The organism is Pseudomonas sp. NFACC16-2 (assembly GCF_900119205.1).
Classification (GTDB): domain Bacteria; phylum Pseudomonadota; class Gammaproteobacteria; order Pseudomonadales; family Pseudomonadaceae; genus Aquipseudomonas; species Aquipseudomonas fluorescens_Q.
This window is the reverse complement of the sequence record NZ_FPIX01000001.1, coordinates 408,448-429,091: the sequence shown is the minus strand read 5'-3', so window position 1 is coordinate 429,091 and position 20,644 is coordinate 408,448. Positions and strand designations below refer to the sequence as shown.

The window sequence follows — 20,644 nt, the reverse complement described above, 5'->3', positions numbered from 1 at the left end:
CTGAGATACTGAGACCAGGCACGGCGGTCAGTGAGTTTTTGTGACAGTCGAGCGAATTTTTATCGATTGCTGGATTGACAGCGCCTTCTTAGGATTTCCACTGACCAACTGGGCTTGGCAACGATAATAAAAGAGGAGTTCTCGATGACGCTTGCAAACAAGAAAGTCGCCGTAATTACCGGCGGCGCTATGGGTATCGGAGCGGAAGCGGCAAGTGCGCTGGCGAGTGATGGCCACCATGTGATCATTTGCGACATCAATACCACCGAGGCCGAACGTTTCGCGCAACACCTGCGTGACCAAGGTTTCTGCGCCGATGCCTTCCAGATCGATGTCGGTACACCTGCCTCTGTGTCTGCTACGTTCGAATGGGTTGAGGGCAAGTTTGGGCGCTGCGATGTGCTGGTCAATTCTGCAGGCATCGCCAAGACCATGCCCTTCCTGGAATTTGATGCCGATGTCTTCAACCGGACAATGCTGATCAATGTCACGGGCACGTTCTTGTGCTGCCAGCTGGCGGCACGCATCATGCGTAAGCACGAGTTCGGCCGGATCATCAACATCGCCTCCGTTGCCGGGATGCGCGCAGTGGGCAAAGGCCGGACGGCCTACGGCACATCAAAAGGTGCTGTGATCGCGCTGACAAGGCAGATGGCCGTCGAACTGAGCGAATACGGAATCACCGCAAATGCCATCGCCCCTGGACCGGTCGATACGCCGATGACCAAAGAACTGCACAGCGATGAGTTCCGTAAGGCTTACAGCAACGCCATCCCAGCGAAACGTTATGGCACCACGCGTGAAATCGCCGGAGCAGTCAGCTATCTGGCGTCTGACGTCTCAGCTTACGTCAACGGAATTGTCCTACCCGTGGATGGTGGTTTCCTTGCGTGGGGCGCTGGCGATATCTGAGTAGCGCTGATACGAACAAAGGGGGCGCGTAATGAGCAGGCACTCCCTGTGCGGCTGATCATTCGGCCGCCATTTCTTCTACGATCCACTTCACCAGGTCTGCTGTGTCGGCCCGCGCTCTGGCGTTGGGCGAGATCCACAGCACCAATTTTTCCGGGCCTTCAACACAGCCAAACGGGGCTACCAGCGCGCCGCTCTCCAGTTCCGCTTGCACCAGCATCCGCGGCACACAGGCAAATCCCAAGCCGACCTTAGCCGCTTGAATCAGCAGATAGAAATGCTCGAAGTATTCCAATTCAGGGGGATCGGGCATGGTCATCTGCAACGCTGAATACCATTCTTTCCAAGCATGCGGGCGAGTCTTGGTAGCCAGCAGCTTTTTGCCGCTCAAGTCGCTCACTTGCTGCACACCTGAAGCCTTAAGGTAATCAGGCGAGCATATAGCCCCAATCCATTCATTGGCCAACGGGATCGGCGCGATGCCGGGAGGTGGGTCAATGCTTTCCAAGCGTATTGCCACGCTGACGCCATCTTGGACAAAGTCGATTGGACCGTGTCCGGTTCTCAAGCCCAGCTCCATCGTCGGAAAGTTGCTGTGCAACCCGGCAAGCCTGGGTAGCAACCAATGCATCATGATCGACGCCGAACATGACAGCTCCAGCGGTTGAGGGCGCACTTCGTCGATACTTTGCTGGATCAAGTTGAATGCGCGGCCCAGGCCAGCGGCAAGGCGCGCGCCTTCTGGAGTCAGTTTAGTGCCATGCGCATTGCGCGTGAGCAAGACGACCCCCAGCACGTCCTCAAGCGTCCGAATGTGTCGGCTGATAGCACCGTGAGTCACGGAAAGGGCATCAGCGGCTTCGCCGAAGGTGCCTTTCCTCGCAACCATTTCGAAAGCTCTGAGTGCATTGAGAGACGGTCGCGGAGGGGATGACATGTGCTGCACCTCATGGGCAGGCCATGGCGACCAGAGCGTCGGTCGAACCAGAAGCCTAATGTGAGTTTTTCTCAACTTAGCGGGAAATCATATCGTTAGCCCGTTCGCAGGGTCAATGTATATTCGAGGTGAAGGCCGCCCCTGCAAAAGCGGCCATTGAATATAAAAAAAGTAGAGCCAAGGTGATTATCGATGGTCGATCAAACAGCCGGGCGCGAAGAGTTTACGGCCCGCTTCTTCGTAGAGAGCAGTTACCCGATTGAACGTGTCGGCGAGGTCATCGCTGGCGAGCAATCCAGCGGTACATTCATTGCCTTGCCCGGCGAATCAGCTGATTTGAAAGAGCGTTCACGGGCCCGTGTGGTGTCGGTCAAGTCTCTTCCAGCGGTCACCCGTGCTTCGTTACATAGCGAATATCTGGCTCGGCACAATCCTTCGGCGACGTACTATCGCGGCGAAGTTGAAATCGCTTTTCCAACGGCCAATATTGGTCCGAATCTTCCTGCACTGCTGACCACCGTTGCCGGCAATCTATTCGAGATAGGTGAAGTCAGCGGTTTAAGAGTGCTCGATGTCGATCTTCCGGCAACATTTGCCGCTGGCTTCTTGGGCCCACAGTTTGGTATTGAAGGGACTCGTAAACTGTGCGGCGTTCATGACCGTCCAATCATTGGCACCATCATTAAACCCAGCATCGGCCTGACACCTGAGCAGACCGCTACCGTGGCCGATGAGCTGTGTGCGGGTGGTATTGAGTTCCTCAAAGATGATGAACTCTTGATCGACCCGACCTATGCATCCTTCGATGCGAGGCTAAATGCTGTCATGCCTGTACTTCACAAGCATGCAGATCGCCTCGGCAGGATGCCAATGTACGCGATCAATATTTCTGGGAGCATTGATGAAATGCTTCGCCGCCACGACGCCGTGCTGGAGTCGGGGGGGACCTGCGTCATGCTCTGCCTGAACTGGGTTGGGCATTCGGGGGTCGAGCACATCCGCAAGCATTCCCAGCTACCTATTCACGGCCATCGCAACGGCTGGGGTGCCTTTACCCGCAATCCACAGCTGGGCTTTTCGTTTGAGGTCTACCAGAAAATCTGGCGCCTGGCTGGCATCGATCATCTGCACGTCAATGGCATTCAGAGCAAATTCTGGGAACCGGATGACTCAGTCATTGCCTCGGCACTGAGCTGCCTGACCCCGTTTTCGGGCGTCCAACCGATCCTGCCGGTTTTCTCTTCCGGCCAATGGGCTGCGCAAGCGCCAACGCTGTTCGAAAAGCTGCAGTCGGTGGATCTCATGCATCTGGCGGGCGGTGGAATTATCGGCCATCCCCTAGGTATCGGTGCCGGCGTTCAGAGTATGCGCGAAGGATGGGAAGCGGCGACTCAGGGCATACCCCTGCAACAGTATGCAGAGGGCAGACCCGCACTAACCGCCGCCTTGGCAAAATTCGGAGGCGTATAAATCATGCGTTCAGCCAATACGCCCAGGCTTCGTCTGGTGTTTTACGGTGATGATTTCACCGGCTCGACCGATGCTCTGGAAGTCCTTACCGCAGCCGGCCTGAGATGCGCACTGTTTTTGGCGCCACCGTCGCCCGAGTTGTTAGAAGAGCTGGGTGGTTTCGACGCTATTGGCATCGCTGGCGATAGCCGCGCGTTATCCAATGCTGAAATGGATGAAGTGCTTCCAGACCTATTCGAAGCAATCAAGCGCCTGTCCCCCGACCTTGTGCATTACAAAGTTTGCTCCACGTTCGACAGCGCTCCCGACGTGGGCAACATTGGCCATGTCATCGAGCTCGCATCACGCGCCTTTGGGGTCAAGGGGGTGCCGATCATCGCGGGTAACCCGGCCCTGGGTCGTTACTGCGTGTTTGGCAATTTGTTTGCGCTGTCCAAGACCGACCACTGTGTACACCGGATCGACCGCCATCCCGTCATGCGGGCGCACCCCATCACGCCTATGGGAGAAGCCGATCTGAGTGTCCATATCGGCCAGCAAAAGCATTTGTCGATTGCCAAAATCGACATCCTGCAGCTTGACCAAACTGCCGACCTGGCGTCCTTGGTCAGCCAAGCTTCTCTGAGTCATGACTCGGTTCTGATCGACGGCACTACCAATGCACATATGACCCTTGCAGGAAAAGCACTCACGGAGATCTCTAGTCGCTCGGCGCCGTTATTCGTGGTTGGCTCTTCAGGTGTCGAGTATGGATTAACGCAGCACTGGCATTCGGTGGGGCTGATAGATGCCTACCAAACTCAGGTCATTGCGCTGCAGCCCGCCAGACAAGTGTTGGTCATTTCTGGAAGTGCGTCCCCGTTAAGTCGCGCTCAAATCGATACCGCTATCGCGAGTGGATTTGTCGAACTGGCGGTGGATGCGGCAGCGATCCTCGCAGAATCACATAAAGGAGGGCGGGTTCAAGATGTAGTGGCGACGGCAGTCGCGCACCTCAAAAGCGGACGCTCCGTGCTGATCCACACGGCAAAAGGTCCGGATGACCTGAGAATCGAACAGATGATCGAAGCGATGACCGCCAAAGGACTGCTTCGTGACGAGGCAAAAATCCGCGGCGGTAAGCAATTGGCTGTCGAAATGGGCTACATCGTTCTGGACATTCTTAAGGCGTATCCGCTCGAAAGACTGGTTATATCCGGCGGTGATACGTCAAGTCAGATCACCAAGATTCTCGCCCCTGATGCATTGGTCATCAAATCCGATCTCTCTCCCGGTGCGCCCCTCTGCCAGGTGCGCTCAAACAAACCGTACTTGGACAACCTGGAAATCGCCTTGAAAGGCGGGCAGATGGGTGACCAGGACTACTTCGTAAAAGCGCTCACAGGTAGGAGCTAACTTCCGTTCCAGGACAGGAACACGCTTGCATATTTACAATAACAACAGGTGAAACTATGCAAACCTCACTCTTAAGTAACAGCGAGACTCATCATGAACATGTTGATGATGAGAAGAAAAAATCCATGAAAAATGTTGTAGCCGGAAGTCTCTTCGGCACAGCGTTAGAAACCTATGACCTCTATTTGTACGGTACCGCGGCGGCGCTGATCTTCGCTCCTCTGTTCTTTCCTGGCACCGATGAAGCTGTCTCAAGACTCGCCTCGCTAGCGTCCTTCGCCATATCATTTGTCGCACGGCCACTGGGTTCGCTGGTGCTTGGACATTTCGGCGACCGGATAGGCCGCAAGAAATTGCTCTACCTCACGTTGATCATCATGGGCTTGAGCACCGTCGGCATCGGCTTGCTGCCTACCTACGCGAGCGTAGGAATCTGGGCACCCATCATGCTGTGTGTGCTGCGCTTCATCCAGGGTTTCGCTTTTGCCGGAGAATACAGCGGTGCAGTGCTCATGCTACTTGAGCATGCGCCCCGGCGAAAACGTGGTTTTTATGCAGCCATCAACAATATTGGTCCGGTGTTCGGATTCATCGCCTCGGCGGGGTTGCTGCTGATCGTCAGCAGTTTATTGTCGGTGGAGGATTTCTATAGGTGGGGATGGCGCATTCCATTCATTGCCAGTCTCGCCCTGTTGGTCGTTGGCGTCTTCGTACGGTCTAAAGTTGCCGAATCTCCGGTGTTCGAAAAGACCGCCGAAAAACGCGCGGCAGCCAAGGGGCCGAACCTGTCACCTGCCATGCGCCTGTTCACCAAGTACCCTAAACAGTTACTTTTGGTCGCGGGTGCCAACATTTGTCATTTTTCGACATTTTATCTTTTTACCGTGTTCGCATTGAGTTACGGCCAGAAGGAACTGGGCCTTTCCAATGCCTTTGTGCTCGCGGTAGCGATGGTAGCCATTTGCACGCACCTGGTAATCGTTCCCTTCGCCGGCGCAATGGCCGATCGACTGGGTCGACGCACCATGATGTTGATCGGCTTCGCGGTGACTGCACTGGCCGCGTTTCCCTTCTGGCACCTATTTTCCACAGGCCAGTTCCTACCCATGGTCTTGGGCTCATGCCTGTTCATGGCCGGCTACGGCCTGGTATACGGTGCTGTGCCTTCATTCACCGGCGAGGCATTTGGACCCAGCGCACGATTCACCGGGTTCGCCATGGCCACCAATGTCGGTGGCATCATCGGTGGCGGCACGGCACCCATCGTCGGCGCCTATCTGCTCAGCCATTATGGCTCGCCCTATGCCATCTCGGTCTACACGGTAGTGCTCGCGGCAATCTCTGCCTTGTGCGTCTACCTGTCAGCCGAAACCAGAACGATCAATATCACTGACGAGTAATGACCCCCGCGTGCGGCTTGTCCACATGCCGCACGCCCAGAGGTGACGGTCAGTGCCAGGTGGGTGATCAACTCCGGGCGTTCGAGCGCTGGGTGTCACCTGAGGCTCCAGGCAGAAAGAGGCGTTTGGCGGGGGATGCGATCATGGTTCGGTTCTTGAAGGTGGGATTGAAAGAGTCAGCAGGGGGGTAAGATGAATGCCGCAAGGTCAGATAACCACTTTTTTTCATCCGTGATTTAACGGTATGTTGAAGTCCCCACTCAAGGACGACCCATGGCCATCCACGTAGCCACCCCCACGCAAAAACACTTGGCAGTGTTAATCGACGCCGACAATGCCCCCGCCGCGATTGTCGAAGGTTTGTTCGAGGAAATCGCCAAGTACGGCGTCGCCAACGTCAAGCGAATCTACGGCGACTGGACTGGCCCCCAACTGGGGGGATGGAAAAAGGTGCTGCTCGACTACTCGATTCAACCTATCCAACAGTTCGCCTACACCAAAGGAAAGAACGCAACGGACAGCGCCTTGATCATCGACGCAATGGACCTGCTTTATACCCGACGCTTCGACGGTTTCTGCCTGGTTTCGAGTGACAGTGACTTCACCCGTCTCGCGTCGCGGCTACGCGAAGAAGGTTTGATCGTCTACGGGTTTGGTGAGGAGAAAACCCCAAGACCGTTCGTGTCGGCGTGCGACAAGTTCATCTATACCGAATTGCTTCGCAGTGAAGTGCTTGTTGCTGCGAGCAATGGGCATGATCGACCCGAGCCGGAGCGTGATCCTCCCGCTGCAATCGAGGCTGTCAAAGTTGCCAGTACGCCCGAGGCTAGAAAACTACCCAAGGCACCGGTAAGTTTCATTGCCAAGATCTTGGATGACATTGCCGACGAAGACGGCTGGGCCCACTTGGGAGCGCTGGGCACCAATATCAGCAAATTGAGGCCTGAATTCGACCCTCGCACCCATGGTTATAAAAAGCTCAGTGAGTTGATCAAGGGGTATCCGGATACGTTTGAACTGCAAGCGAGAGGAACGTCGGGAGTGGGGGGCTCGATACTCTATGCCCGGCATCGGCAGCCAAGCGCGTAGCCTCGGCGAGTACGCGCTCGGCGGCTGCAATCGATTGAGGCAGGGGCGTCAGGGGGGCGGACGGCTTGACGCGGGAACTGCCATGCTATTTGTCACGAAGACGGTAGTCGCTGCTGCTCCGATGAGCGTTGCCGAGAAGGTACGCCGGTTCATGACCATTTTCGATTTCTTTTCTGAACTTGGGTGAGTGTCACCTTCGGTGATGGAAGACGACCGCGAATCCTGTTCTAGCCTTCGGCTGGCGCTGAGCGAGGACGCGGGAACCAGTCAAAGTGTTTTGTGATCAACGGACTCACAATAAAGACAATGAGGCTTACGGTGATCGGCGTCAGAACCAGTGTTCGATGCCATACAGCCCAGTGGTCGGCCAACGGACTCAATGCGTAGAGCAGAAAGGATGGGGTCACGTTCCACAACCAAAGCTGAGCCCGGACTACCAGATCAGTGCCCAGGCGTTCAAGCGACCGTATTTTTGATCGAGAAATGGCGTCCGTCCCAATCATCGGCGTGTCGGGATACAGCTCCTCCAGATATTCGACGATGGCGGCGGAGTCGGTGATCGGCACACCCTCATCCTTCGCCAAGCTCACCATCATCACAAGAAGCGAAGACCCTGATGGCGCCTTAGACCGCTCGGGATGCGGCCCAAGGCAAGGAATAACCAGGTTTGCGGTCTACACCCATAAGTCAGCCACTCCGATCAACTGAAAGACCTCCTCTGCCGGGGGCTCGGCGAAGGTGATGTCCAAGTCACGGTAACCGGAGTGGTCCCCGACCAAGCTCAACTCGAATCGAGCCCCATCGGCGTCGGCTTCGTAGCTCTTCAAGTAAGTCAGGTTCTTGGTTTCATTGAAAACCACGTCCAGCGTGCCGTTGTAACCATTTCCCAGCCGGGTAAAGCCCAAGGCGGACAAATCGATCGTGTCTTCACCGGCGGTATAGTCAACCAGGCGATCAGTGTGGTTTTCGGTGGCGGTACGGTAGCTGTCGCTCAGTACGTCGAAGCGGAACACATCGTTGTTGCCGCCACCCGTCAATAGGTCCCGGCCCGCTGCGCCAACCAATACATCATTGCCTAGCGCTCCATAAAGGCGATCATCGCCCGCGAATCCTTCGATGATTTCGCCTCGAGCGTTGCCTTGTAAACGATCGGCCTCTTCGGTGCCCATCAGCCTGGCCGGCTGAAACAGGAGGTTGGTTTCATTCAGCGCTTGGCTCAAGTCACCGTCGAAGACCACTTCGAAGCGTTCCCCATCCGCGTTGGCATCGAAACTCTTGAGGTAGGTCCGCGTCCCGCTTTCATTGACTCGAATCGCCAGCGTTCCGTCGTGTCCATTACCCAGCCCGAGAAAGCCCAGGGAGGCGAGGTCGATCGTATCGGTGCTGGGGTCGAAGTCGGTGATGCGGTCGCTATGGGCCGTGGTTGCGGTTCGGTAGCTGTCTGTGACTGACTGGTAACGGAACGTATCGGCCCCGGCACCGCCCGTCAGCAGGTCACGACCTTGCTGGCCATCGAGCAGATCGTTGCCGGCCCCGCCGAAGATCGCATCGTCGAACGAGGCGGTGCCGAGCAAGAAGTCATCATCGCGGCTACCGTCAAGGTGGTAATAGCCGTCGTCGGGATTGCCAAAGCTGTGGTCCAGGCTGCCGTCGGGGTTCAGCTGGACCAGGGCGGCCAGATAGCCGTCCGCGCTGGTACCTTGGCTTGCGCCAATCAACAGCTTGCCGTCGGCCAGTACGAGCATGTCGGCTACGGCGAAAGGCGCGCTTTGCGAGCCCCAATGGACCTGGCCCTGATCACCGAAATCGCGGTCGAGCGAGCCATCGGCGTTGAGTCGGATGACGGTTGCCACGCCGCCCGAGGCGCCCGCCAGGAGGATTTTGCCGTCATCCTGGAGGACGAGGGCGTCTGCGTGAACATCCAGGGCCAGGCTGCCGCCGTTGGCAAAGCTGCTGTCCAGGGTGCCGTCCTGGTTGAGGCGCGTCAGGGTATCCTGCCCCGTGACCAATACCTTCCCGTCTCCCTGCAGCGAAACGTCGATCGTGCGGCTGGGTTGAATGCCGACGGACGCTGGCAGGTGCAGGATCCCGGCCTCTGCGAAAGACGAGACCAGGGCCCCCGTCGCGTCGAAGCGGGCGATATAGATCTCCCCAGAGGGATACGCGGCGCTGGCGAAAAAACTGCCGTCGCGTTGCACGGAGAACGACGCTTGCTGGCCTAGAGAGTCATTCCAGTAGAAAGGCACTGTCGCGGTGCCGCCATTCCCGAAACTCGTATCGAGGTTGCCGTCAGCCAAGGTACGGCTTACGCCCGACACCCAGGTGTCGCCTACTTTCACGTATTGCGCCACCAGGTAACTCCCTCCCGGCTGCACCGCGGCATTGCCGCCGTCCTCGATATCGAGCGCCACAGGCAGGAGGGATTTACCGTCGCCACTGAAGTGGCGGTCCAGGCTACCGTTGGCATTGAACCGGACCAGGCTGCCGGTGAAGCCTGAATCCTCTTCGCCGCCGAGTCCCAGGCGACTATAGGCGCCAAGCCAGATAGCACCGTCCGGATCGACCGTGATACCGCCGATTTTGTCCGAGCCCCACAAGGACGTGGCGACCATGCCTGTGTTCCCCACGGCTGAAGCGGCGGGCGAAATGCTCTGATTCATGTCCATGCCTCCGATAGCTATTCCGTCGCCAAAAACAATAGACAGGGTTCAGTCTGGTTGCCAGCAGCGGCTAGGATGTGGCCTTTCTGCGGGCGCCTAACTAATTGAAAGTCATTATCATTTGATATATTCTCGCGACTCCTCCTCGCTTGAGTCGCTTGCGTGTCCAGGCCATCCGATCCTCATTCCACCGACGGCCAGTTCGAGAGCCATTCGAGTGAACTGCTGCACTTCCTCACACGGCAGGTGAAGTGCGCAGAACTGGCGGCCGACCTGCGCCAGGAGACTTGGCTGCGCTTTCGTCGGCGCGAATCCGGGCAGGAGATCGGCAACCTTCGTGCGTTCCTCTATCGCATCGCGCGCAACCTGATCATCGACTACCGCCGTCAGCAAAAATCCCGTCCGGTCGAGGAGGAGCTATCCATCGAATTGGTCAGTGCCCAGCCGGGTCCGGAGCGAGCGGCAAGCGACGCCCAACGCCTGGAGCGACTGCAGCGCGTGGTCCAGGGTTTGCCGCCGCACCTGCGCGAGGCGTTGTTGTGGAATCGCCTGGACGGGCTGACCCAGCGTGAGATCGGCGAGCGTCTGGGTGTCTCGGAAAGCATGGCCGGACGCTATATCCTGAAGGCCCTCGAACACTGCCAGCAGCAGATGGACCCGCAGCCGTGACTCATCCTTCGCTTCTCGACCAGGCCCGACAATGGCAGGTGCTGCTGCATTCTGGCCGCGCCACCGCTGCCGATCGCGCTGCCGCGCAGGTCTGGCGCCAGGCGGCGCCCGAACACGAGCAGGCGTTGCGGGAGGTGGAAGGGCTGTGGTCGTTGCTCGGCCAGATAGAACGTCCGGCCGAGCAGCCCCAGGTGCGCGTGCTGCGTCGTCGTCGACTGTGGGCGGCTCCACTGGCCTGCGCCGCGATGCTGTTGCTCGCCTTGTGGCTACCGCGCGGCACCTGGATTGGCCTGTATGCCGACATCAGCACCCAGCCGGGGGAGGTGCGCGAGGTGCGGCTGGCCGATGGTTCGCTGTTGACCCTCAACGGCGATTCAGCGCTGGACTGGCAGTTTGTCGACGGTCGCCGCGAGGTCAGGCTGTACCGTGGCGAGGCGGATTTCCAGGTCGCCCATGACCCGGCCCGGCCATTCATTGTCAGGGCCGGCGAGGCGCGCATCCGCGTCACTGGCACGCGCTTCGATGTGCGTCTGGAGGAGGGCGGTGTCGACCTTGCGGTAAGCGAGGGCCGTGTGCTGGCCTCCAGCGAGGGGCGCGAGTCGCTGCCCGTGGTGGGCGGGCAACAGGTGCAGTGGCGCGGCGGGGCGCTGCAGGCGCCGCAGGCACTGGATGCGCGCCAACGCTTGGGCTGGCAGCGCGGCAAGCTGGTGTTCCGCGACAGGCCGCTGGAGCAAGTGTTCGCCGAGCTCGAGCGCAGCCAGTCTACGCGAGTGCTGTTTGTCGACGAAGCCGCTCGCCGGCTACAGGTGACCGGCGTGTTCGCCCTTGACGACCCACAGGCGGTGTTGAGCGCTGTGGAAACCACCTTGCCTGTGCGTCTGGTGCGCCTGCCGGGGTTGATCCTGGTCACGTCCCGCTGAGCTTCGCGCCGCGCCTGTACCTTCAAGAAAAAGAAAATATTTAGGCGGCGATGGTTCAGAAATCATCGCCGCCTTCGTCTTCCGTTCCTGCAAATGCGACTTCTTCGTATTGAAAGCCAAGGACATCAGCATGCGGTCGACTTCCTTCCTCGCGGCGCTAGCCGTTCTTCCCCTGGCCATGACCGCCGCACAGGCGCAAGCCGTCGAGCTCGACGTGCCTGCCCAGCGGCTCGACGCGGCGCTCACCGATTTCGCCGAGCAGGCCAACGTGCGGTTGCTCTATGACGCCGGCCTGACCCGTGGCAGCGCCATGGTGCCGGCGCTCAAGGGCGACTATTCGGTGATCGACGGCCTGCAGCGGTTGCTGGAGGGCAGCGGCCTGACCTTCCAGGCCGGCAACGACGGCACCATCACCCTGGTGCCGCTGCCCGAGCAGGGCGTGCTGGAGCTGGGCCCGACCACCATCAGTGGGCTCGCCGAAGACCGTGTCGACCTGCCGGCCGAGTACGCCGGCGGGGAGGCGGCGCGCGGTGCCCGCATCGGCGTGCTGGGCAACCAGGACATGCAAGATGTGCCCTTCGCTTTCTCCAGCTACACCTCCGAGCTGATCGAGAAGCGCCAGGCGCAGACCCTGGCCGATGTACTGGCCAGCGATCCGGGCGTGCGTCAGTCGTTTGGCTTTGGCAACTTCTCCCAAGTGTTCGTCGTGCGCGGGTTCCAGCTGTTCAGCGACGACATTGCCTTCAACGGCCTGTACGGCATTCTGCCGCGCCAGATCATCTCCACCGAGTCGGTCGAGCGCGTCGAAGTGTTCAAGGGCGCCAACGCCTTCGTCAATGGCGTGTCGCCGTCGGGCAGCGGTGTCGGCGGGGCGATCAACGTGGTCTCCAAGCGTGCCGAGGACACCCCCACGCGCAGCGCCACCCTGGACTATGCCAGCGACAGCCGAGTGGGTGGGCACCTCGACCTGGGCCAACGCTTCGGTGAGGACAACCGCTTTGGCGTGAGGGTGAACCTGGCCCAGCGCGAGGGCGAGACAGCAGTGGACGATGAACATTCGCGCTTCAGTCTGGCCACCCTCGGTCTGGACTATCGCGGTGACCGTCTGCGCCTGTCTGCGGACCTCGGTTACCAGAAGCAACGGGTCAATGAGGGACGCTCGGTGGTCTACCTGACCACGACGGGGCCTACCAGCACACTCAACGGCAAGACGCCGTCGGCACCCGACGCCGACCACAACTACGCGCAACCCTGGAGCTGGTCGCAGCTCGAAGACACCTATGGCATGTTCAGCGCCGAGTACGACCTGTCGCCCAGTTGGACCGCCTACCTGAGCGCAGGCGGCAAATACACGCGGGAAAACGGTGTCTACGCCTCCAACTACGTCTATGGCGCGAATGGCGACGCCCGTATCGGCCGCCTCTATTCGCCGCTGGACCAGGAAACCCTCAGCGCCGTCACCGGGCTGCGCGGCGAACTCGCCACCGGGCCGGTCAGCCACCGTATCAACCTGGCCGCCAACGGTATCTGGCAGGAGAAGCGCAACGCGTTCGAGAACACCGCGGCGGGCAGTCGCGGCTTTGGCAATCTGTACGAGGGCCAGCCCGTCGCCGAGCCGCCGGCCACCAGCGTCTCCGGCGATATCCACGACCCGGACACCACCGCCAAGGTGCAGAACCGTAGCCTGGCGGTGTCCGACACCCTGGGCTTGCTTGACGACCGCGTGCTCCTGACCCTTGGCGTGCGCCGCCAATCCATCGGCGCCGACGCCTGGAGCGCGGCCAGCGGTGCCCGCACCTCCAACTATCAGGAAAGTATCACCACGCCGGCCTATGGCCTGGTGATCAAGCCCACCGAGTACCTGTCGCTCTATGCCAACCGCGTCGAGTCGCTGCAACAGGGCCCGACCGCGCCGGCCGCCGCGCTCAACAACGGCGAGATGTTCGCGCCCTATCGCTCCAAGCAGACCGAGGTGGGCGCCAAGCTCGACTGGGGCACCTTCGGCGGCAGCCTCAGCCTGTTCCGCATCGAGCAGCCGCAAGGCGTGCTCGGCGGCGACGGCTACTACCGGGTGGATGCCGAGCAGCGCAATCGCGGCGTGGAATTGAGCCTGTTCGGTGAACCGCTGGACGGCCTGCGCCTGCTGAGCGGCGCCACCTGGACCAAAGCCGAACTTAGCGGCACCACCGGCGGTCGCGACGATGGTAACCAGGCGGTAGGGGTGCCGAAATTCCAGTTCAATCTGGGCGCCGACTGGGATGTGCCCGGCTTGCCCGGGGTGAGCCTGAACGGCCTGCTACTGCGCACCGGCGGCCAGTTCGTAGACAGCGCCAACGACTACAGCATCCCCGCCTGGACCCGCGTCGACCTGGGCGCGCGCTATCGGACGAAAATGGATGGCCGCGGGGTGACCTTCAACGCGATGCTGGAGAACGTTGCCGATGAGAATTACTGGGCCTCGGCCAATGGTGGATATCTGACCCAAGGGGCGCCGCGTACGTTGAAGGTGTCGGCTACTGTTGATTTCTGATGTGGCTGCATGGAAAGGCCCGCTAAGGGAAAAAGCCTCTCAGATAGTGCAATGCTGTTCACTTAAGGCAATCGACAAACCCGTGGCGAGGGAGCTTGCTCCCGTTGGGCCGCGAAGCGGCCCCAAACCTGCCAAATGCGGAGAATCAGGCACACCGCACTCGCCGGGTTACGACTGCTTCGCCGCCGAGCGGGAGCAAGCTCCCTCGCCACAGGTCCATCATTTTTAAGTGAACAGCATTGCTCAGATGAGTGGCTTTTTTTGCCTGAGATTTGTGTGCTTAAGCGTCGGGCAGGTGCAGTTGCACATCCATAGCGTCATGCAGGAGTCGGATGATCTCTATGACGTCGTCGTTTGCCACACGATAAAATACGATATGGCGTGGACTCTTGACACTTCCGTGCGGGTGTTTTGCCTGCTGGCGTGAGTAGATGAGGTGATAGCTGCGAAGGCCCGGTGCAATCTCATGTCGGTCGTGGCTGCCGATGCGGGTGGGCACGCCGGCGATATCTTGCAGCGCCGCAAGAATCAGTGCCTGGTAGCGCTGGCGTGCTTGATCGCCGAATTGTGTTTGGGAGAGCCTGAGGATGTAGACAATGTCTGTGCGCGCCGCGGCGGAAATCCGATAGTGCGGCATGCTCAGTGTTTCTCTCTCGCGGGGAGGGTTGCCTCCACGCTCAAGCCCTCGAGGTAATGCTCCAGGTCCCCCTCGTTCAACTGCGTGAAACGGCCGTGTTCAAGATCCATGATGCCGATCGAGGTCGCCTGACGCAGGGCCTCAATTTTCGCGGTGTCTTCCGCGACGCGTTGCTCCAATAGCCGCAAACCCTCTCGCATCACTTCGCTGGCGTTCTGATAACGGCCGGACTGAACCAAGTCATGGATAACCTGCTCCTGATGGGGGGTAAGCACAACGTTTCGCGTCGCCATAATTAGCTCCAGGTCTGGACAAACAGGTTTTCGATAGTTGGCATATTATGCCATTTCCCTCGTGAGCACTTGATTTCGGGATTTGTATCTGACGAACTGTTTGGTAGGGAGATCCTTCTGGCCTTGACCCGGACTGCATGTACCGCTTGGACGGCACCGACGATTTCAACGGCCTGAAACTACTGATGGCCTCGTTGATGACGATGAACGATCAGGAGATCACCATCATCGAAGTGATGTCCAGCGTAAACGACGCGGCCGGCCATACCGCTGCGTTGAAGAACATTCTGGGCAAGTAAACCGCAGGTTTCCGGATAGTAGGCTGTCGGCTCCCGACGGTCTGTCCATCACATGGAGCCCGCATGATCTCGTGCGCAAAGCTTGCCCAACTTGATGCCGTGCTCCCCGACCCGTTCGCGGCCGGCGAGAAGGACGACCAGATTCTGGCTAAACAGGGCTGAACCTAGGCGCAGATCGAGACTCTGTGTTCGCAGACCATGATCTGAAGAATGGGTCAGACTTTTCGAGCATTGCGGTCATTGGCGCGCGTCACGCCAACAGCGGAGCAAGGAAATAGGGAACGAGGATGACGACGGCCACCAGCACCGTCCAGCTTTCGAACAAGAGTCGCACCCCCCAGGGGGCGTGATCCAGTTCCATGAAGTGGAGCAGGACCATACGCACCTTCCAGGCGGCAATCAATATCGTCGCGATCGTGGCGGTCGCTGCGGTGACGCTGTCTTTCGACAAGCCCCAGGTCGTGACGATCGTCGCGATGCTCAGCAACAACCACACGCTGGTTACCCATCGTTGTGCGCGGTCCATGTATTACCTCATGAGATAAAGTAGCGGGAAAAGGACGATCCAAAGCAAATCGACCATGTGCCAGTAGATTCCCATGCTCTCGATACCTACCAGGCTGCTGTCTCTGGCGTATGTCCCCGCCCGAGCGCGTGTCCAGAACACGGCAAGCGCCACGCAGCCGGCGACGACATGCAGGAGGTGGATGCCGGTCAGCGCGAAATAGAACATGAAGAAGTCGTTGGTCAGCATGGTGTAGCCGGCCTGAATCTTCCCCATGTATTCAAAGACTTTCGAAATGCCAAACGCGATGCCGCTGGCGAGGGCGGCCGCCAGCCACGGACCGACCGCGGCGCGCCGGCGCGCCGCCTGGACGGCGCGAACCATGCACCAGGAACTGGTCAGTAAGATCAGCGTGTTGCCTCCTCCAAAGTGGAGGTTTAGAGCCTGACGTGAAGCCTCGAAGGTGTCGGGATTCTTTAGACGCTCGACCATGAATGAGCCGAACAGCAGCGCGAAGATCATCATGTCCAGGCCGACGAATACCCAGATACCTTCCAAACCCGGCAGGCGACGGACTTGTGGCGTGCACATGGGGGGCAAAAGGGGCCTGGCGGTAACACGCTGCCGTGACGGAATTAACTTCAATTCTTCCCCCGATCTTCCGCTTCGAGTCGCAGCAAAGCCTTCCGGGTCAACGGCACAAGGCAAAAGAGGTAGACGAAGAACGTCACGAACACGAGCCAGAAGGTGATCAGGCCGTGCCATGCAAAGATGCCGGTGGTCAGGAAAGGAATCAGTAGGACCGAGATGAAAGTTGCGCAGGTGAAGAAACCCAACCACGCGATCCAGGATGGAAATAGGGGCTGCTCCCGCTTGTCCATCAGCATGCAGATGCCAATGGCGCACCACTCGATCGCAAAGATCACAAAGGGTGGATCGAACATGAACCAGCCTAGGTCGTAGAGCATCTGGATCTCCCCATCGGAGCGGCTGTCGGGCCGAAAGGCGGCGGTCATCCAGTAGAGTGCAGGCAGCATCAAGGTCAACATGGCAGCTACGCCGCTAGTGCGCACCACCTGCGAGAGAACGCTCATGGAGTCCGTTAGGATGCGTTCCATGATTTTGGCCATGACCGCAGTCCAGGTCAGGTAGAAGGGCATACAGACGAACATGACCATCATGCCCACTCGGATACCGAAACTATTTTCTCGAAAATAGCTGCTGATTTCGCTTGCGTTGAGGTAGGCCGGAGGCGGTGGCCAGAAACCCGCGAATACAGCAAACCCAAGTAGTCCACCAAGCGCGACGATCAGAACAGAGTAGTTGCACAGATGCAGGATTCGGTAACTTGCCGAGCGTTCGGTCGTCATCGCGAGAGGTCCTTTTTTATGGCGAATAGTCAGTTTTTCTTGTGTTGGCGAAAGCATCATAGAGTTCGTCCGATCAGTTTCTCGAGGAGTTCGTTGGTTTATGTGTAGGTCGGCCCGATGAGTGCGATTCCGCTGCGTGGCCAATCGTCGGTTACGACGATTTTGCGTAACAGCGCTGGATTGTTTGCTGATAGTTCGAAAATATGCGGCGCCAACACAGGTGGTTGACACGGTATCTGCTAACTACCCATGAAAAACCCACTATCCAGAGCTGGTAAGCATCCCCTTGTTGGGTGATCCCGCCGTTACGTGCAAAAACTCTATTTACAGCCCTGGTTCTTAGCTTTCGCTTTGACGCAGATAATCAAGATAAGCCTTCGACCACCCCATTTCGACGTGACCTACACCTGGTTCACCATCAATCTCCACAACCATCGAACCCTCGTTAAGGGTGTACAGGGGGCTGACTTCGAACTCAAACAAGGCAAATAGCTTGGTACGCACAGTGGTGACGCGTCCGGCTGCATCTTCGATAACAAAGGCCATCTCGGTGTGATAAAACATCGGGTCTAGCGTGAAGTCGACCCGCACGTCCGTCACCTGCTCAATGCGTCCCTCTTTCTGGATGTATCCCATGAAGCCAGTGCGGCCAACAGCCATGTACTGAAAGACATTCAAGGCCACATCGGGGCCCGCCTGAGCTTCGAGCCACTTCGACTGCTGCACTTGCCCCCAATCACGCGTCCCCCACGAGTGGTCACGATGACCAAACGTCTCGAAGGGAATCGTGCGCTCGCCAAGGCGAAGCACGCCCTTTACGCGCCCACTTTGCTCAAAACGGTCTGTCGCCATCCAAGTTGGACATCCTTCCGGGCTGGAGCCGTAGTTGTAGGCCGGGTGCATCGCTTCGAACTGGTATTCGATACTGGCTTTCTGGCCGGAGTAGTGAACTTCCGCAGTCTCAAGCGGTAAGCGATGGCGGACTCGGACATCACCCACGTGCCAATCGTCAAAATCCATATCACTGGGTACAAGAATACCGTCGCAAATCTCAAATATGGGCTCTTTGCCCACGCCGGAACCGTAAACGCTCAAGGCGGCGCCTGCTTTATTGTCCCCGCTCACCCAGGTGTAAATGAAAGCGGCGATGTTTTCCTCGGCAAGCTGCAACATGAAAACCAGCGACTCGCGCGCATGGGATTCGTTACCTAATTTATGACGGAGGTCGTGTTCCGGTCCTAGGGAAAATGCTGCTGTTGAAGATTTATTACCTACCTTGTTCATGTCCACTCCTGATTATTATCGTATTTTCAAGGCAGCGCCTTGCTACAGAGTGCTGCCTGTCCGGACGTATGACGCAGTTCTCGACGGATGCTCACTTTCAGCTTTAGTTGAAGAGTGCTTCTGCATTCAGCTCCAGAACATGCGCGCCATGACGCTCCAGCGAAGCTTTGTACATCGCTAAGCCGCGCTCATTCTGTTGAACTAGCATGGAAGTACCCACCGCCATGAAAAACCCGTACAGGGCATGCAGGCGATAGCCATCCCAACAGGCTTGCCAAGAAAAGTCCCTTACTCCCATGGCAAGCAGCTGTTCGTGATAGTCACGGATTAACTCTTGCTCATGGCGCTGGCGGAGTTTCGTGGAGAGGCCGGCTCCGAGATAAAACGCGGCGTCGACCATCGGCGACCCTAAGCGCACCGTCTGCCAGTCAACAACTATCAATGGCGAATGCTCGCTATCGTGACCGAAGAGCATATTGTCGAGCCTGTAATCACCATGCTGTATGACTCGGGGGCCGTCCAACCTACTAATGTATTCGACTGAGCGAGGCACCACGCGCTCCGCCAGGCGAATCAGCTCGGGGTCGATGAGGGGCGCGAAGGTTTTGGAAAACACACCCAAGACACCAGGGAAGAGAGAGAACAAGCCCACGGTGCGTCGCTGGTCCGCGAGCCATGGCAGATCCAGGAGCAATGGGTCGTTCCAGCGCGGTTCCTGTAACCTGATAAGTTGTTGTAGCGCGAGACGTGCTTGCTCGACGGTTCCTCCTTCAATGACATTGCCCACACTGTAGGTACCAAGATCCTCGAACAGCAAAGTGAACCAGCCTTCGGTCGGGTCGAACTCTGCGAACCAGCAGCGTGGCGTTCTGATTTCAACGGTGCGACTGATTTGCTGATAAAAGCGTACTTCGGCTTCATACACTCCCATGGCAACGCCCGTTTGACGACTGGTCTCACTTACGGAAGCCAGTTTGGCAATAATGGTATTGGGGGCAAATTCATCGGCTCCCTCATAAGTAGGCGTCAGGCGTACGACGGAGCCCAATTGCCCTGTGCCAACGGTCTCCACCGTAAGATTGGAAACATGTCCTTTTGTAAGCGCACCGGCCTTGGTAAGGGTGTCCGTTAACCAGGCTGGGGTAAACTCTGCAGGGTTGCGAATGATCGGTTTCATGTTGCCTCTTCAATTTGTGCGTGATCGGTTGGGTCGGTGAGGCGTATAAATAAACGCTTTGGATTGCATTTTTTACTGGGTTGTTGGAAGTGAAATGTTTAATCTTGGCCTAGTCTGAGTCCAATAAATATGATTGTGGAAACAAGAAGCAGCCAGCCATCAAACGCTAATTTCCATGGCAGTGCCATGTTCTTGATCTGCATGAATTCCCGCATGACTAGCCTGCATTTAAACGCGGCAATGGCGATCATGATCAAGCGGCTCTCACTACTGGTGATCGCACTGCCAAGCGTGCTGCCCGAGAAATAAAAAGTCGCTAGCGTGGCCATTATCAGAAGCAGCCAGACAAAAGTTTCGCGAGATGGGAATGAGTAAGTCATCTTGCTATCTCATGATGTAGAGCAGGGGGAAAATTATAATCCACAGTAAATCCACCATGTGCCAGAAGGTGGCGGAGCTTTCAAGTCCGTGAACGCCCGATGAGCCATTTTTAATGCGAAAAAACATGACGATTAGAACAATTGATCCAATGAGTACATGCATAAAATGTAGGCCGGTAATCATGTAGTAAAACATGAAAAAGTCGTTGGTGAGCATGGTTATGCCGGTAGACAGTTTTTCTTTGTACTCTAGGAACTTTGAAATCGTGAAAGCCAAGCTGCACGCTAGAGTCAGGAGAATAAACACCATGCAGGTGCGCCGGTTCAGCTTGGACAGGCTACGTATGGCCAATACGATAAACCATGAGCTGGTTAAGAGAATGAGCGTGTTGAAAATTCCCGCATTTACGGATAACGACGATTGAGATTGAATGAAGCTGTCAGGATTTTTGGCTCTTTCATAAAAGTAAGAGCAGAATATAATCATAAATAACATCATGTCCATCAGGACAAGGATGAAGACTCCTTCCTCGCCAGGGGTGTGCTTGTTTTCTGTTCGAGTAGGAATGGTTTCATGTTGCTCTGGGCGAGAGCTGTGTAGTGCTCCGAGCGGGTAGTTGGACTGTCTGTTTTTTACTTTCTCAATGCTGGCAACCATTTCAAATCGCTCTGTTATGGAAGTTTGAAGCCCAATTGCACGCCCGCGAGTGTGCAATA

At 57.7% G+C, this 20,644-nt stretch carries 21 protein-coding genes; 9 read left to right on the top strand and 12 right to left on the bottom strand.

The genetic code is table 11. The features are described 5' to 3' along the window. Positions 1 to 144: 144 nt before the first annotated feature. Positions 145 to 912 (top strand): SDR family NAD(P)-dependent oxidoreductase, encoded by a 768-nt coding sequence (locus BT116_RS01710; protein ID WP_072339473.1) that lies wholly within the window; start codon positions 145 to 147, stop codon positions 910 to 912. Between the two features lie 58 nt (positions 913 to 970). Here BT116_RS01710 and BT116_RS01705 read toward each other — a convergent pair whose 3' ends face one another. Next, the gene (locus BT116_RS01705; protein WP_072339471.1) at positions 971 to 1,849 is read right to left on the bottom strand and encodes a LysR substrate-binding domain-containing protein; all 879 of its coding nucleotides are present in this window, start codon (positions 1,847 to 1,849) and stop codon (positions 971 to 973) included. A gap of 192 nt (positions 1,850 to 2,041) precedes the next feature. On the opposite strand from BT116_RS01705, the gene BT116_RS01700 reads away from it, so the two are divergent. The 4 genes from BT116_RS01700 (at position 2,042) to BT116_RS01685 (ending at position 7,203) form a co-directional block, all read left to right on the top strand. Further along, positions 2,042 to 3,319 (top strand): ribulose-bisphosphate carboxylase large subunit family protein, encoded by a 1,278-nt coding sequence (locus tag BT116_RS01700; protein WP_072339470.1) that lies wholly within the window; start codon positions 2,042 to 2,044, stop codon positions 3,317 to 3,319. 3 nt (positions 3,320 to 3,322) lie between these two features. Then, entirely contained in the window at positions 3,323 to 4,714 is a 1,392-nt protein-coding gene (locus BT116_RS01695) for a four-carbon acid sugar kinase family protein (RefSeq protein ID WP_072339468.1), read from the top strand. A 56-nt stretch (positions 4,715 to 4,770) separates the two neighbouring features. Further along, on the top strand, positions 4,771 to 6,114 hold the full coding sequence (locus BT116_RS01690; protein ID WP_072339466.1) for an MFS transporter: 1,344 nt from the start codon (positions 4,771 to 4,773) through the stop codon (positions 6,112 to 6,114). A gap of 273 nt (positions 6,115 to 6,387) precedes the next feature. Then, entirely contained in the window at positions 6,388 to 7,203 is an 816-nt protein-coding gene (locus tag BT116_RS01685; RefSeq protein WP_072339464.1) for an NYN domain-containing protein, read from the top strand. A 227-nt stretch (positions 7,204 to 7,430) separates the two neighbouring features. Here BT116_RS01685 and BT116_RS31200 read toward each other — a convergent pair whose 3' ends face one another. Together BT116_RS31200 and BT116_RS01670 are read right to left on the bottom strand one after the other, a co-directional pair. Beyond that, the gene (locus BT116_RS31200; RefSeq protein ID WP_218189664.1) at positions 7,431 to 7,769 is read right to left on the bottom strand and encodes a putative antibiotic biosynthesis monooxygenase; all 339 of its coding nucleotides are present in this window, start codon (positions 7,767 to 7,769) and stop codon (positions 7,431 to 7,433) included. A gap of 108 nt (positions 7,770 to 7,877) precedes the next feature. Beyond that, entirely contained in the window at positions 7,878 to 9,863 is a 1,986-nt protein-coding gene (locus BT116_RS01670; RefSeq protein WP_072339460.1) for a M10 family metallopeptidase C-terminal domain-containing protein, read from the bottom strand. A gap of 162 nt (positions 9,864 to 10,025) precedes the next feature. Here BT116_RS01670 and BT116_RS01665 point away from each other — a divergent pair, with 162 nt between their 5' ends. The 3 genes from BT116_RS01665 (at position 10,026) to BT116_RS01655 (ending at position 13,982) form a co-directional block, all read left to right on the top strand. Beyond that, positions 10,026 to 10,532, top strand: a complete 507-nt coding sequence (locus tag BT116_RS01665) for an RNA polymerase sigma factor (protein ID WP_072339458.1) — start codon at positions 10,026 to 10,028, stop codon at positions 10,530 to 10,532. Next, positions 10,529 to 11,452: a FecR family protein gene (locus BT116_RS01660; protein WP_072339456.1), complete on the top strand. Its 924-nt coding sequence runs from the start codon at positions 10,529 to 10,531 to the stop codon at positions 11,450 to 11,452. The genes BT116_RS01665 and BT116_RS01660 overlap by 4 nt, the downstream gene beginning before the upstream one ends. Before the next feature lie 130 nt (positions 11,453 to 11,582). Continuing rightward, positions 11,583 to 13,982 (top strand): TonB-dependent receptor, encoded by a 2,400-nt coding sequence (locus BT116_RS01655; protein WP_072339454.1) that lies wholly within the window; start codon positions 11,583 to 11,585, stop codon positions 13,980 to 13,982. A 280-nt stretch (positions 13,983 to 14,262) separates the two neighbouring features. Here BT116_RS01655 and BT116_RS01650 read toward each other — a convergent pair whose 3' ends face one another. Both BT116_RS01650 and BT116_RS01645 read right to left on the bottom strand, forming a co-directional pair. Next, the gene (locus BT116_RS01650; protein WP_072339452.1) at positions 14,263 to 14,619 is read right to left on the bottom strand and encodes a type II toxin-antitoxin system RelE/ParE family toxin; all 357 of its coding nucleotides are present in this window, start codon (positions 14,617 to 14,619) and stop codon (positions 14,263 to 14,265) included. A 2-nt stretch (positions 14,620 to 14,621) separates the two neighbouring features. Beyond that, a complete protein-coding gene (locus tag BT116_RS01645) occupies positions 14,622 to 14,912 on the bottom strand; it encodes a type II toxin-antitoxin system ParD family antitoxin (protein ID WP_072339450.1) in 291 nt (96 codons plus the stop codon). A gap of 137 nt (positions 14,913 to 15,049) precedes the next feature. Here BT116_RS01645 and BT116_RS30970 point away from each other — a divergent pair, with 137 nt between their 5' ends. Continuing rightward, positions 15,050 to 15,211 carry a hypothetical protein gene (locus BT116_RS30970; RefSeq protein ID WP_256572533.1) on the top strand — a complete coding sequence of 54 codons (162 nt, stop codon included), beginning with the start codon at positions 15,050 to 15,052 and terminating at the stop codon, positions 15,209 to 15,211. 250 nt (positions 15,212 to 15,461) lie between these two features. Here the strand turns inward: BT116_RS30970 and BT116_RS01635 are convergent, their stop codons facing one another. The 7 genes from BT116_RS01635 to BT116_RS01605 form a co-directional block, all read right to left on the bottom strand. After that, positions 15,462 to 15,737: a cytochrome C oxidase subunit IV family protein gene (locus BT116_RS01635; protein WP_072339448.1), complete on the bottom strand. Its 276-nt coding sequence runs from the start codon at positions 15,735 to 15,737 to the stop codon at positions 15,462 to 15,464. 3 nt (positions 15,738 to 15,740) lie between these two features. Then, the gene (locus BT116_RS01630; protein WP_072339446.1) at positions 15,741 to 16,307 is read right to left on the bottom strand and encodes a cytochrome c oxidase subunit 3; all 567 of its coding nucleotides are present in this window, start codon (positions 16,305 to 16,307) and stop codon (positions 15,741 to 15,743) included. A gap of 50 nt (positions 16,308 to 16,357) precedes the next feature. Next, positions 16,358 to 17,086, bottom strand: a complete 729-nt coding sequence (locus tag BT116_RS30965; protein ID WP_072339444.1) for a hypothetical protein — start codon at positions 17,084 to 17,086, stop codon at positions 16,358 to 16,360. A 339-nt stretch (positions 17,087 to 17,425) separates the two neighbouring features. Then, complete coding sequence (locus BT116_RS01620) at positions 17,426 to 18,370, bottom strand: DUF7064 domain-containing protein (RefSeq protein ID WP_072339441.1); 945 nt, start codon at positions 18,368 to 18,370, stop codon at positions 17,426 to 17,428. Positions 18,371 to 18,473: 103 nt separating this feature from the next. Then, on the bottom strand, positions 18,474 to 19,547 hold the full coding sequence (locus tag BT116_RS01615) for a phosphotransferase (protein ID WP_072339434.1): 1,074 nt from the start codon (positions 19,545 to 19,547) through the stop codon (positions 18,474 to 18,476). Between the two features lie 98 nt (positions 19,548 to 19,645). Next, on the bottom strand, positions 19,646 to 19,927 hold the full coding sequence (locus BT116_RS01610; protein ID WP_072339428.1) for a cytochrome C oxidase subunit IV family protein: 282 nt from the start codon (positions 19,925 to 19,927) through the stop codon (positions 19,646 to 19,648). Positions 19,928 to 19,931: 4 nt separating this feature from the next. Beyond that, positions 19,932 to 20,585: a cytochrome c oxidase subunit 3 gene (locus tag BT116_RS01605; protein ID WP_083569090.1), complete on the bottom strand. Its 654-nt coding sequence runs from the start codon at positions 20,583 to 20,585 to the stop codon at positions 19,932 to 19,934. Between the last annotated feature and the right edge of the window lie 59 nt (positions 20,586 to 20,644).